6 protein-coding genes and 1 pseudogene are annotated in these 14,840 nt (G+C 53.2%); all 7 read right to left on the minus strand.

The window, feature by feature from the left end; translation table 11 throughout:
- Positions 1-32: 32 nt before the first annotated feature.
- Complete coding sequence (locus ACJJIY_RS15855; RefSeq protein ID WP_445358314.1) at positions 33-1,139, minus strand: Gfo/Idh/MocA family oxidoreductase; 1,107 nt, start codon at positions 1,137-1,139, stop codon at positions 33-35.
- The gene (locus tag ACJJIY_RS15860; RefSeq protein ID WP_445358315.1) at positions 1,129-3,417 is read right to left on the minus strand and encodes a class I SAM-dependent methyltransferase; all 2,289 of its coding nucleotides are present in this window, start codon (positions 3,415-3,417) and stop codon (positions 1,129-1,131) included. Before ACJJIY_RS15860 ends, ACJJIY_RS15855 begins: the two co-directional genes overlap by 11 nt.
- 9 nt (positions 3,418-3,426) lie before the next feature.
- Positions 3,427-4,578 (minus strand): class I SAM-dependent methyltransferase, encoded by a 1,152-nt coding sequence (locus ACJJIY_RS15865; RefSeq protein WP_445358316.1) that lies wholly within the window; start codon positions 4,576-4,578, stop codon positions 3,427-3,429.
- Positions 4,575-5,675 carry a saccharopine dehydrogenase NADP-binding domain-containing protein gene (locus ACJJIY_RS15870; RefSeq protein WP_445358317.1) on the minus strand — a complete coding sequence of 367 codons (1,101 nt, stop codon included), beginning with the start codon at positions 5,673-5,675 and terminating at the stop codon, positions 4,575-4,577. The genes ACJJIY_RS15865 and ACJJIY_RS15870 overlap by 4 nt, the downstream gene beginning before the upstream one ends.
- A pseudogene (locus tag ACJJIY_RS15875) lies at positions 5,672-7,426 on the minus strand (ABC transporter ATP-binding protein). The gene ACJJIY_RS15870 and the pseudogene ACJJIY_RS15875 overlap by 4 nt, the downstream one beginning before the upstream one ends.
- Complete coding sequence (locus tag ACJJIY_RS15880) at positions 7,423-9,231, minus strand: ABC transporter ATP-binding protein (RefSeq protein ID WP_445358318.1); 1,809 nt, start codon at positions 9,229-9,231, stop codon at positions 7,423-7,425. Before ACJJIY_RS15880 ends, ACJJIY_RS15875 begins: the two are co-directional and overlap by 4 nt.
- A complete protein-coding gene (locus tag ACJJIY_RS15885; protein ID WP_445358319.1) occupies positions 9,232-14,805 on the minus strand; it encodes a non-ribosomal peptide synthetase in 5,574 nt (1,857 codons plus the stop codon). It abuts the gene before it with no gap.
- Positions 14,806-14,840 lie beyond the last annotated feature (35 nt).

The following is a 14,840-nucleotide window of genomic DNA, read 5'->3' on the forward strand; positions in this document are numbered from 1 at the left end:
GTAATCACTTTTTGTGCTATTTGCGTATTCTTTTAGTCGCAAGCCTGGCTAACAATATCGGTAAGCGCCTGCACTGATACTGGCTCCGGTTCCCCGGGCTGGATTAATGCCGGCATACCGATACGCGCAGTTAAATCACTCCATGCCATCGACACACTCAAAGCCCACTGGCCGCTCTGCTTGCGTCTTTCGGGTTGCGCGATATCGGCGCAAAGGGTATGCAGAGCCTGGCTAACGGCCTCAGGCCAAGTGAGGGCAAAAATATCGTGGTAACTGCGCATGTCCGTATCACCCAGGGTTACCATGCTGGGAACCGCCAATCGCTCGGTACCCTCACCGCTAAGTATCAGCCTGCCTGTTTGATCCCGTGGTGAATGCAGCCTTGGATTCCACAGCACGGGGCCGTGGGTATCGGCCAAAGTTAGAACACCCCCCTCACTACCTATGGCAAGTCGATGCAGTAACAGGGAGTGATTGTCCGGGTCTTGTGGGTGCACCTGATTTTGTATGCGCAAAGTCAAAGGCACCCCGCCAAGAGTGGCCGATAAACTTTGAAAAGGGTGCCCTTCCGCTTGCACCGGCTCGCTAAAAGACCAGGGGCGAAGGCCGCCTACCGCGCGGCCAATTACATCCAGCAGCGGATAGGCCATTTGGCTGTTGCAGATAGCATCGATCATTTCCAGGCGCTGGTGCCGACGTAAATATTCGGCCGCCGCCAAAAATTGCCTGGTGGGACGCAAATTCGGATATAGCGTATTAACGGCATAGGCTGCATTTCCATTTTTTGCAGCCAGCAGGTTTGCAGTAATTTCCTTGGTGTGGACCGGGTGCTCCTGCAATACATGAATACCCCGCTTAAGTAGCGATTGGGCCAATTCAGAACCCTCGCCTCCCGTTGCCCCAGAGCGAACAACAACACAAACTATGTCGACATCATCGGGGATTTGCTCTGCCTCGGTATAAAGCGGCACCCCATATTGCTCAGCACAATTTCTGGAATAGTCACTACCCCGAGCCAGTAAACCGGCCAATTCAAAATAATCCCGACCAGGTAATCTGGAGGAAGTCAGGGCTTCGAGATAAATACGCCCAAAGCCTGTCCCTGCAACAACAACTCGCTTGCGCTTATCATTTCCCATAGGACGAATCTCCCTGATGACTGCCCATGGACTGAGCCCATTCCTGCAACTGGGCATGGTCTACCTGTCCCTCAAGCGTCAGAGGCAACTGGTCCAAAACCTCGATAAAAATTTCTGAATCAAAATGATCGATATATTCGGCCAGGCAATCTGCCGTCAGTCGCATTTGATTCTGTTTGGCTGTACAGGCAAAGAAGCGATGCCCCTGTCTGGATAAGGGGTGTTCAGAGACAGGCAAATCCATAGCCAGCTGTAAGCCGGCAGCCTCCAGGGCATTGTGCCACTGGGAAAGTGACAGAAATGTTGCACCGGAATCCGTACGTTCGTCGACGGCATCAACCAACATAAATGCCTGTGAAGCCATTACCCAGAACTCCTCACTGGTTGGCTCCGTCATAATGAACCAACCTCCCGGGCGCAATAACTCAGCCACTCTTCGCAGTGAGGCATCTGTGTTATGAGCGGCATTAAAAACACCACCGGCAATAATTACGTCGAAGCTATTGGGAGAAAATCCCTGGCTGCGCAACGAACGATCAATATCAAACAAACCACGGCGCAACCAGGGGCGTTGCTCCTGATCACCATGTTGTGCGAAAAAGCTGTCGAGAAAAGCCGCAGAGATATCCGTGAACTGGTAATCAAACTGAATATGGCCACTGGCACCGTCCAAAACGGGCAAGAGGGCCTGGGTTGTCGCACCAGTGCCTGCACCAACCTCTAAAATTTTCAGGGGCTGTGGCTGCCCTTCCCAGTTATTTAAAATGGACTTCAATAAATCACTGACTGCACGCTGTTGGTACCTGGCAGCGATACCCTCCCGGTAAAGCGCACTCGCCAACTCAGTGCTGCCACGGGGAAACAACAGGTGCACAGCCTGGACTTTGCCTCGAATCAAATCTGGTAATTGCTCCGCATTAGCGCGGGCGTAATCGATCGTTTTGCTAGCTCCAGAGAGTGCTCGCCAATCCTGTTCCAGTTGATCCCAGGCCTGGGCAAGAGCGGTATCACTGTAGTTATCTGGATCAACCTCGACACGCCAGCTGTCACCGTCAGCACTAAGTAACTGTTGCTCTTGCAAAACCCTGACCCAACGTTTAACCAAGGCTTGGTGCTGTTGGGCAACCGGTGGGGTTTCGAGTATCTCTGCCAAACTGTGTGCTGAGTGCTGATCACAAAACAGTCCCAGGTGACTAAAGGCATTCAGCATGGATAGCAAAGCGGTAGCGTTAAGCTGTTCGGTAACCTTTACCGCATGTTCCAAGTCAATATGGGCAAATTCTGTATCCAGCTCGGTATTAATTCCTTCAAATAACCCAGCTATATCGAGCGCAGCAGGCTTGTCCTGCATCTTCTCCTGTATCTTAGCTTGTGCAAACACAGCCCAGCGGTCACCCCCGGTAAGGGGCACAGTGACAGAGTTGGCGACAGCGGGATGTTTCGCAACGCTCTCAGTAATGGCCTCAAGCTTTTGAGTAAACGCCTGCTCCGCCTTTGCAACAGGTTCTATACCCACCTTGGAAGAGATCCAACCGGCTATATCACTGCTTAATAAGCGACGAGCATCCTGCAACAGGGGCTGTGGCAACAAAACTTCGGTTTCATATAACAGGCATTGCAGATTTTTCAGGTTTGTCAGGGCAATTGCGGGATGTGCGACCAATCCCTTTAATAAAGTTTCCGGCAGTATTACTCCGCTAAACCCCCAGCGCTCCAAAACAACCAGTGCTTTTGCGGGATTGATTTCAGGCGGCTGCAAATAGACAGCAAGCCCACAGCTCCATGCCGCAAAAATGGCAAATCGAGAAAATTTATTGAGAGGGGAAAATACCCCTACCCTGCCCTGAAGAGTCCTTAGCGACTCTTGTTGGGATTTATACAGTGTGATATTTGCTTCAGCGGTATCAGCCTCTATCATCCCCTTGTGTGTTATCAAAAGGGAAAGTTCTTCTAGATCAATTTTCAATAAATCTGGGGTTTGTACTTGAAGGAGCTCAACCTCTGCATTAGTCGGGGCTTCAGTTTCAAAGCCGGTCCCCAACCTTAGCGCCACCAGGTGCAAAAGCAGTCGAACTGCTTCTTCGCAACTATTGGCAGGTAATAGCAGTGCTTTACCTTGCAAGATATCCAGCTGCTCACTCAGGTTTTCTGCCACGAATTTTGTCCAGGCCAGTACCTGGTTACCACTCCACTCATGACCATCAAGGGATAATGCAGGCGCTTCTCCCAACTGCTCTAATCCACTTAAGATTTCCGCTGTTATTACTTCATTTTTCATTACAGCTCCTTAAACAGCTATCGCAAAAAATAGAGTTTGACCCGCGACCGATAATGGCGATGTCGATGCAGGTAAGAAGCACTTAACCTCAAAGCCGGCCTTAACCAGTTCTTCCTGCCATGCTGTGCTGTCGATAAACACCTGGTCGGTTCCCCCTCTCCGGTCTTCGCTCCCCAGAAGAGGCTCCGATTTTGCGGGAGAAAGAAGAAACTGCATTGCCGTTAACATGGCATGGTTTTCCCGAGTGGATTCGCTAAACAACAGCCAGCCACCGGTGACCAGAGAACGACGAATACGCTGTAAGGTTTGGCCAATATGAGCGGCGTTGTGCAAAACATTGCCAGCCACAACAATGTCGGTGCTGGCTGCAGGGATTGACTGCGCGGTGAAATCCGCATTGATATCGAGCAGGCTGCAACGCAAACCGATGTGATTGCGGAATTTCTTCTGGGCAGCAGTGGTGAATAGAGGTGATATATCCGTAAAGCGATAATTAATCGGCCTGCCAGCCAGAGTATCTAAAATTGCAGCAGTAGTTAGACCCGCTCCACCGCCTAATTCGAGCACTCTTAACATAGGACCGGGTTTAACAGCCTGTTTTACAATGCTTGCCACCGCATAATTGAGATAAGTCGTAAACCAGTTGTTCTGATAGGCGGCCAATGCGGTTAGTATTTCTCCATTCTCGAACAGCAGTTGATTAATGGAGACCTGATCCCGCACCAGTTCCGCCAAATGCGTGAGGAGCTTTTGGTGAGACAGAGCCATTTCGGGGGGAAACCCCAACGCATCGTAGGCCTCCGGTAATTTATCTGCCCCAGCTGCACTCTCGGGAATTTGCTCCCAGGAGTAGTAGCCTTTACTGAGCTTCAAAAACTCTCGCTCAACCAAGGCCACCAGCCAACGGCGAACCAACCAGTGGTGTCGGCAGGCGGCACCCAGTGTATTAATAATTTCGTCACTGCTGCGCCCGGCATTTTCGGCGGTCAACGCGCCGCTGGAAGAAAGCAATTCCATAATCGCCCGTAGGCTGATGAATTCCAGCCTTTGCATTGCAGCAGGTAGTTGCGCCAAACCACTGTCTACCGTCATTTCAGCGGGTAGAGCTGCCAGCCCAGCCTCATGGGCAGTATTGGAAGGTGGAAGTGTCAGGTTTTTCAAATGGCTCCCTCCTCAAGGCACTCCATATTTTCAATACTTGTTTCCAGGGTGGTTAAAAAACTGAATGCCCCAATCTCCGACATGCGCTCCATCGCTGATGCCGGCGGCAATACTTCGGCGCAGTAGTGACAACCCGCTGGGATTTCATCGCGCAGTACAGCCAAAGTGGTAACTGCGGCTACCGCTGCTGTTAGATCGGCATTGCCGGTGCTCCGCAACGCGGCCGTGCGAGTGCGCTCTTGCCCGTTGTATCTACCGGTAAGCTGCAAAAGCATGACCACATAAGGATGGCGCCCCGCCAGATCCAGCGCACTGGCCCGACACAGCGCTGCCCGCGCTTCGTCGCGGCTCAAACCATGGGAGCTATTAAAGGCCGACAAGATATGAGAGCCGGTAATCGCGTTATACCAATCGCCTTCAGAGAGGGATAAGTCCCGGGCCAAACGCTCGCTTTCACTGTTTAAATAGGGGAGAACCGTGGCTGTGTCTGGGAAAAACGGCAGCTCCACATCGGAGCGGCGTTTCAGTACACCGTTCAAACGGCGACTATTACGCCAGGCCGCCAAGGGCTTGCTGTGCTGTTCATTGGCGCCTTGCAAATAATCATCGGCAGCGACATCGGTAAACCGATCGCACAGACCGAAATAACTGGTCAGGCTCTCTACCTGCGAAAACTCCTGCTCTGCCAGCCAGCGTGGTAGCAGGCTACTGAGCCCCGGCTGTAATCCAGCAGATAAGACTGCGATCAATCCACTGCTCTGGTAATAGGATGAATCGAGTTGCTTATAGAGAGCTTCATCGCCAGCAACATCGATATAGGCTGCCCCCGCCTGTGCCGCAGCCTTGGCAACCCTGTCGCCAATTAAATGTGAAGGTCCTGCGCAATTAATCAGAACCTTACAACCGGATACAAACTGATCCAGAGAGGCTGTATCCAGGTAGTCCACCGTCTGATAGGAAATAACTGAATTACTGGATAGCGGCTGTTTATGTGCATTGCGACCACCGATACGCAAAGGGCCCACGTCCAGGGAATGTAAATAACCGGTAACGGCTGCGCCCACATCGCCGTAGCCACCTAAAATCGCAATTGTCACAAGCTCACCTCCGTATCGGTCTCAACCAGTTGCCAGCCAGTTGCACGGCTGCGCTGGTGCCAAAAATGTGCGTAAAGGCCTTGCAGGGATAACAATTCCCGGTGATTTCCAATCTCGGCCACAGTACCTGCATCAAGTACGATAATTTGGTCTGCATTCATCACGGTGGACAATTGATGGGCGATCACAATAAGAGTGGAAACCTGTTGTAACTGCCTCAGGGAGCTGTTCAGGTATTTTTCATTGCGCGGGTCCAGCGCCGCTGTCGCTTCATCCAGCACAACGATCGGTGTGGCTTTTAATAGGGCACGGGCGATAGAAACCCGCTGGCGTTCGCCACCAGAAAGTGCAGCGCCCCCCTCACCTACCTGCGTCTGCCATCCCTGGGGCAAACGCTCGATAATCTCATCCACGCCAGCCAGTTTCGCCACACGTTCCAGTTCTTCCTGACTGGCTTCGGGACAGCTCAAGCGAATATTCGCTTCCAGGGTGTCGCTGAACAGATACACATCCTGCATAACGATAGAGATCTGCCGCATCAGGTCTTCTGTGCGCAGTTGCCGCACATCCACCCCGCCCACTTTTACCTAGCCCTGGTCGGTATCAAAAAAACGCAATAACAAACGGGTGATGGTGGTTTTACCCGAGCCTGATGCACCGACTATCGCTGTAGTGGTACCCGGAGAAACCCTAAAGGAAAGATCCTTCAATACCGGTTGCCCCGACTCGTAGCTAAAATTCACATTTGAAAATTCAACCAACCCACCCTGCTCGGTAAAAGGCTGAGATCTGGATGGCTCAGGTAGCGACTGCTCAAAAAAGATAGCGGCCAGTCTGTGCAAATCATTACCGGCCATGCGCAGCAGACCACTGCGCCCGGCGAGTTCCGCCAGAGGACCGGTAAATCGGGCCGCTAAAGCTAGCAAAGCCACCAATTCAATAGGGGGAAGTTGTTGATTGAGCGTGAGCCAAACACCCACGGCAATCACTGCGGCAAAGGCGAGTTGCACCATAAATCCACCGGCAAACAAACGGGGGAAGGTCTGCTGCAACATGGAACCCGCCGCTCTGCTTTGCCCGGCAATCGCCTCTTCCAGTGGGAGATAACCACTGACGTTTTTACCAAATGCCCTCATTACCGCCTGGTTGCGCGCAAACTCCACTACCCGGTTGCTGGCGCGAGCACCAGCAGCATCCACTTCCGTTTCCATGGCGCCGATCCACTGGGAGGACCAACGATGGCCGACATAAATCAAGGGCACAAACAACAAAGCGGTCAGCCCCAGTCGCCAGTCAAACCACAACATTGCCACCCCCACGGTAAGCGGAGTGACAACACCGCTGACAACAGGGGGCAACAGGTGGGCAAAAACGTTAGTCACCATCAAGGTGCCCCCGGTTGCGCTGCGGGACAAACGACCGACTTTTTCTGCACTGAACCAACCGAGGGGAAGTTGAGAGAGGTGTTCACCCAAGCGATTGTGCAGGGTTTTCAATACCAGGATGGCCAGTGCAGCCCCTTTTACGGCTTGCTGGTAACGGGCAATACAAGCAATCACAACTACCGATAACAGGGAAAGCAACCAATACCCAACCGCCTCCATCTCAGAGGCCAACAGTGCGCTGAGCAGAGGTACCAGAAGCGTCACCGCGATTCCCTGCAACACGCCATAGGCGAGAAGCCATACTGTATAAGTGCCAACTTCACGGCGATGCGCGGGTCCGAGAATGGCAAGCAAACTACGAATCATGATGAGACCCCGCTAATAACCTGAGCCCCACCATTCATTGCTTCTTCGTTTTGTTCAGCACTGTTGTACAAACGCCATAGTTCCGCGTAGTGCTTGCTCTCAGCCAACAGTTGTCGGTGACTTCCGCATTCAACCAAGCGGCCGCCGTCCAGGACCGCAATCTGGTCAACGCCGGTGATGGTGTGCAGCTTATGGGCAATCACCAGTACCGTGCGATTGCGCACCAGGCAGGACAATGCCTGCTGAATTTGCGCTTCGGACTCCGGATCGGCATGGGCTGTGGCTTCATCCAAAATCAACACAGGGGCATCTGCTAAAAGCGTGCGCGCGATACTTAAGCGCTGCGCTTCTCCACCAGAAAAAAAGGCATCCTTGCCAATAACCGCCTGGTAACCTTGGGGGAAACTTAAAATGTGTTCATGAATGCAGGCACTTCGCGCTGCATCCTCCAACTCCTGGTCACTGGCATCCGGGCGCCCAAGGCGCAGGTTGTCTGCCACAGTGCCAGCCAACAGCTGGGTCTCCTGAAGTACAAAACCCACATGTCGATATAAATTGTCTGGAGCAATATCACGAACATCGACGTCTCCCAGAAGCACAGCACCTTGGGCCACGTCATAAAAACGGGGCACCAGCTTGGCCAGGGTGGATTTACCGGCACCGGAACTCCCCACCAAAGCTGTGATCGAACCGGGGCGGCAACGCAAAGTAATATCGCTTAATACCTGCCGATCCCGGGTATAGGCAAAACTGACCTGTTTAAAGAGCAGCCCTGTATCTTTGGGCTCTTTGGGTTCAGAAGTCACAGCCAAGGGCGCAACCTCCAATAGTTGGTCAATCCTGGCTGCGGCTGCTTTGGCTTTTTGTTGGGCGGTTAATCCCTGGCTCAAAGTCAGGATGGTCTGAGGAATCATTACCGCGATCAGTGTGGTTGCGAGAACATCAATCGGCTGAATGCCTGTATTCACCACCAGCCAAGCGCCTCCGGCCAGACTCACCAACATAATGACTGGCACCGACAGAGCCAGGGAGGTGACGGCCTCCAAACGGACAAGCGGTGTCACCCAGCCCGTGTAACGGCGGCTGAAATCCTCGACGGCCTGTTGGTAATTTCTGTGAGCGCGGCCGGTTTGCGAGAAAACCTTAACCACCGCAATGCCGTGAACAAATTCGACAATCGCAGCACTGACCCGACCAAAGTCCTTATCCAGCTGCTGAATTTTTTCCCCGAAACCACGCATCATCCAGGCGTAGGACACCAGATAAACTGGCAGGATGAATATCGCCAACAGGGCCAAGCGCCAGTCGAGCCAGGTTAAGTAACCCAGGCCCGCCAGTGGCAGTACAAACGCAGCGGCCAACTCCACCTGGTGGTGCGCAACCATATGGTGAAGATCATCAAGGTCGTCTTGCACCGCTTTGCGCACCGCGCCGGAGGTGTGTTCGCTGTACCAACCAAGGGGCACCTGTCCCAATTTCCGCACCAGGGCCCGTCGCAGTTCCGCCTGCATACGCTGGTCGGCAATATGGGTTAACCACAAACCGATCACGGTGCAGATCCAACCCATCGCCAGCCCGGCAACTATCGCGAAGACAACGGGAATAATCGCCTCTGCAATATCACTGATATCGGACGCCAGGAACAGGCGAGCTAGCTCAACAATACCGATAAAAGGAATCAGTGAAGTGAGCGCACCACAGGCACCGAGCGCCACCCCCAGCCACACGAGGCCACGAAATGGACGCATCAGTTCCCGCAGGTTGGACTTTCGCAAGTTGGTCTTTGGCAAAATTTGCTCAGCCATCTATTTGCCCGCTTTACCGCGCTGTAAGGGTTTTGCCAAATGCTCAACGACAGTGGCAACCTGCGGCGGCTCCATCACGCTGAAATGATTGCCCGGCACATCGATTAATTCAAAATCACCCAGACAAACATCCTGCCAATAAGGCGCAGCCATATGGCCTACGCCGGCGGTGACACCGAAGGATTGCTCTTCCTGGCAGCGCAAGTAGGTCATATCGCCAATATAGGGAGGCAGATCAAAACAGGCAGCGCGCATACTGTGTCGGCACACCCGGAAAAGCCCCGGTATCATCGCAGCTTCAACCGGCACACCCGCCTGGGCAGAGGCCATCTCGGTATAACCGGCCAGGCGCTGCCCCTGGGTGAGTTGAGAGCGTTGTCGCACGGCTTCCGCTACCGCTTTAAGCCCGGCATCACCGTCGAGTTCTGCCATTGCACCGGCGGGAACACGACCGTTGTGTTTCTGCATTAAGGTCTCGATCGCGCGGGAAATATCTTCGCTCTCGATATGCTCACCAAATACCGCTTTTACTGGGTCGAGATTTAGGTTGGGGGCAAAAATCGCTTCGAAAGCCAGCTCTTCATCGGTATCGACAAACATTGGGATACTGTCGATCAGGCTCAGGTCAATCACATCGACCCCGCACTCCAGCAATCTCCGCGAAACTTCCGTCGCCAGCAGACCACCCAGGCAGTAACCAATTAACTGGCAGCGCTGGTAGCCCTCGTCAATTATTCGCTGGGCGTAATCGTCGGCGGTGCGCTCGATTAATTCTTTTGCATCGATCGACAAATACTCTTCCGTATTCGCTACCGCAATCCCAAATACTGGACCCAGATCTTGAGCCGCAAGCGCTTTGCCCAAGTGCTGGAAATAATCCAGGGTACCCAGGGCTGCATGGAACATAATCCGTACCGGCGCCCCTTCTTTGGATGCCCCTTTACCCTCGCCTATATGACTGAAAGGAACCATCAAGGAGTTGCTGCCCTCGCGGGTAGTTGCCACCAGGTTGTCGCTATCCGTGTCTGCCTGCTCATCTGCAACGGCACCCGGCTCAACTCTCAGTGCTCTGGCCAATGCCGCAACCGTTGGTCCATTGAGCATGTGGCGCAACAAGGCGTCGTAAGTGAAAGGTTTCGCTTCCGGAATTTCTTCCAGCAATCGCCCTGCAACCCGCGCCATAATCAGCGAATCACCACCGAGATCAAAAAAGCTATCCTGGCGTCCGACATTATCGAGACTCAACGCATTCGCCCAGAGTTTGCACAGAGCGGTTTCCAGTGGGTCCATTTGCTCTGAGTTCCCAGCCTCTTGCGTATCACCCGTCACTGGGCGCCAACCAGCCAGCTTTTTGCGATCGATCTTGCCATTGGCGGTGAGCGGTAGCTGGTCGAGAACTTGCAAATGTGCGGGCACCATATGTGCGGGCAACCGATTCGCTAAAAAGTCCCGCAGTGTCCTGGCACTCAAATCCTGTCTGTCAGTTTTCATCTGCGCGGCCAGTAGATTCATGCCGAAGGCAGACAAAGGATGGTCATCTTCAGGCAGGGAAAGAATCTGTCCGGCGCCATTGGCTTTCAACAGCGACTGCCATTTCCCGATAGAAAGGAACTTGGTCGCACCACAAGCGCGATCATCACCCGCCGGGTCCATCATAAAGCCCTGGGTAAGTAAGATATGGGCGTGATCCACCGTTGGCTCAGTCAGGATTAACCAGCCTCCGGGTGCCAGTAACTCCACAACACTGGCAATGGCCGCCTCTGGATCTCGGGTGCTGTTGAGCATACCTGCACATAAAATGACATCTGCGCTATTAGGAGCCAAACCCTGGGCGCGATAGTCGGTATTGAGATCCATTAATCCAAAGCGTACCCAAGGCCACTCTTTAAATTGGCGGCGAGCCTCAGTCAGGAAAAATGCGGTCATGTCAGTGAATAGATAATCGACGTCATATCCATCCAACATAGGAATAACAGAAGCGCTGGTAGCCCCTGTGCCCGCACCCAGCTCAAGAACCCTTAACCCTCTATCGCTCTGGGCGGCAATGCGGTTAATCAATGCGGCAACGGCGGCATTGTTATAGCGAGCGATAAGATCATCCCGATAGAGGGACAAAGCCACCTGCTGGTCACCTTGGGGGAACAACAATTCAAACGGATTTTGTTGATTCGCTAATAACTGCGGTAATAATTCGACATGATCCCGGTGATATTGCAGGAACTCCCGATTACAAAATCCGTATTCAATCCCCTGCTCAACTCGCTTCCAGGCGGCATCAACAATGGAAGCATCGATTTGTTGAGCAAGCGTATATTGTCCACTTGAGCTGCTGAAACTGAGCAGCTTTGCGTTAACGAGAAGGTCCAACCAACGACGCACTAACCAGTGATGCTTTTCATGTACTTTAGCTAGGAAGAGAACTTCTTCTGCACTATATCCCTGCTCACAATTTGTAAACGCCCCTAATTCCACCAGACCGTGAAGCATCGATAACAGGGATGCATTTTCAAGTGCCTGCACATAATCGCCGACACTGACAGCTTCTGGCTCACCAGCCTGATAGTGCGCAAACTGACGCACTGAATTTACCAGCTCGGGATCAATAGTCGCCGGTTCTGCATCATCTAAGCGACGGCTTTCCACAAAACCCAACAGATTTAAATCCCCTCGCGAGTCTCCCTCTTTCTTTTCAATCACCGTCGCCGCTGTTGACACTGCGGGGTGGGCCAGCAATGCAGACTCCACTTCTCCCAGCTCAATACGGTGTCCGCGAATTTTTACCTGTCCGTCTTCACGGCCCAAGAATTCGAGTTCACCACCGGGTAAATAGCGGCCCAAGTCACCAGTGCGGTAAAGGCGCTGGCCATCCACCGGATGAGAAAAGAACTTCTGTTCAGAGAGCGCCGCATCACCGAGATAACCATCGGCCAATCCGAGGCCAGTAATCATCAGCTCACCCGCTACCCAAACAGGGGCATCGCGCAATTGGCTATCCAATACCCTGAAGCCCTGGTTCGTCAGCGGCACGCCATAGGGAATACTGGTCCAAGCAGAGTCGACCCGATCAATACGGTGGTAATTGGACCAAATCGCAGCTTCAGTAGCCCCACCCATACCGATCAGGCCGAGTGCTGGCACATGGCGCCTGATATGTTCCGGTAAAGTAACCGGAATCCAGTCTCCCGACAGCATTGCCAATCGCCACTCAGACAATGGACGAGGTTCTGTATCCAAATAGGTAGCCAGCATTTGTAACTGCGCTGGAACAGAGTTCCACAATGTCACCCGGTGCTCATCCATGACTTCCGCCCAGTGCGAAGGGTCTGCGCCACGGGCCGGATCGGTCAATACCAAAGTCGCACCCACTGCCAAGGGGCCGAAAATATCGTAGACCGACAAATCAAAACTGAGTTGAGCCAAACCCAAGATACGATCGCTCGAGCCCACCTCGAAACGGCGATTAATATCCAGCACCGTATTCAAAGCGGCCCGATGATTAATCATCACCCCTTTGGGATCGCCGGTAGAACCGGACGTATAGATAACGTAAGCGAGCTGCTCCGGGTCGCCGTTGCTGGCCAGCGGAATTTCAGTTTCAGGAGCCAGGGTATCGACACTGATCACCTGCACTTCTGATGGCCACTGAACTTGGCTGGCGAGGTCACTGAGAGTCAGGACCTGTTCCGCCTCTGCACTGAGCAATAATTTATTGAGCCGTATTTCCGGTTGTGCCGCATCCAGTGGCAAATAGATACCACCGGCCAGGAGCACACCAAGAGTCGCCGCTATTTGCTCTCGCCCTTTCGGCATTGCAATAGCGACACGGCCACCCAGCTGGAAACCTTCTTTGGCCAGGGCTTTGGCGATGCCCGCCGCTTTTTTTGCCAAGTCGCCATAACTGACACTGCCATTGCTATCAATAATGGCGGTAGCTTCCGGTGTCGCCGCTGCCTGGGCAAATACGCCCTGATGCAATAATTCTGAAGGAACTGGCCCATCGGTTTGATTAACCTGATGCCTCTCCTGTTGCTGCCACTCGGGTAAAGAAACTGGAGATGTACTCAGCCATTGCCCATCGCCACTCGTGGAAAGCTCATTCAACAAGCCGGTAAATGCCGCGAACATATCTTCCACCAGGCCCGATGGAAAAACGCCCTGGCGCACATCCCAGTTGATTTCCAGACCATCGGCGTCATCTCTCACTTGGCAGTCCAAGGTGACTTGCGGTGTCTGGGTAATTCCTCTGCCAGACTCTCTACCGCTGGCAGGTTTTTCTGTATCTCCCAGGCCAATAGCACTGGTAAATACCACCGGCATCAATGCGGCCTCCGGTCCTCGTGCACGGGATAGCTCCCGCAGTAATTCCACGCCGGAGAACAAGCGGTGATCAATATCATTGAACAGCTGCTCGCCGATACTGGCCGCCCAATCGCGAAAGGACTTTCCTGTGGAATCATCAATCGCCAGTACACTGACCGAAGTAAAGTCCCCGATCAACTGGTTGACCTGAGGGTGTAAGGGCAATCGATTTAATAATGTAAGACTCAGGCTGAAGCGTGGCTGACGACTCCAACGCTGCAATACCCCGGCGTAGGCAGCCAGTACGGCAACTGATGCGGTCAGTCCAGCAGCACCGGCTCGCTGCTTCAGTTTCTGCCAATGGGTAATATCCAAGCGGTAGTGATGGCGATTAAAGCGCACAGATTCCGCTTCTGAGGCTGGCGGCAATACCGGTAGCTCAGGTGCTGCCGGCAGTTGATCGAGGCGGTCCAACCAATAGCGGCGATCGTTTTGGTAGCCTTGGCTGTCCAGTAGACTCCGTTCGGCCAGTAGGTAATCGCGAAAATCAATTTCCAGTGCAGGTAGGGAGGCACTGGGATTCGCTAGCAGAGTATCAAGCTCGCTGAACAGTATGCCCGCACTGGCCCAATCTGCGATCAGTGCATCCATAGAGAAATGTACGATATGTCCTTTATCCGTGCGGGTATGGCGCAGCTCGAACATCGGCCACTCACCAATGGTGTACACACGGTGGTCCAGTTCATCTCTCACCGATTTAAGGGCGAGTTCCAAGGCTTCCTCATCCATGCCGGTGAGGTCCTGACTGATCATCTGGTAGTGCGGCACTTCCTGGAGGACCCGCTGATATCCCTCCTGCTCAATAACCGCCCTCAACATAGGGTGACGCTCAATCAGCTGGTTCCAGGCTTCCTGCAAACCTTTTGGGTTTAATCCGGGATATTCCAGCTCCAGGTAGCCGTGACAGGCAACGCCACCATAGCCAAATGCATTTTGCCGCCCCAACAAATAGGCAGTCTGTACATCGGTTAAAGGGAAAGGCTCATGCCGATTTTCTGTGTCGGCCTCGACCACCACCCCCAAACCAGAGTCATTGCCAGCGCCTGATTGAGCAGCGTTTAATATTTCAATAATTTGTAACTTATGCTCCCGTAACCTTTGCTTGTGCTGCTCGGTCAGCAGGCCTTTGGCTGCGCGGAAACGCAATTGTTCAGACTCGGTCCAAAGTTCAACCCCAAGCCCTTGTAGTTCGTCGATCAGTTCCATAGCCGTCATGGGGTTAAAACTCCGTCCAATCGCTGAAAAATAAT

The sequence above is a fragment of the Microbulbifer maximicatervae (SeqCode) genome (genome assembly GCF_052468155.1).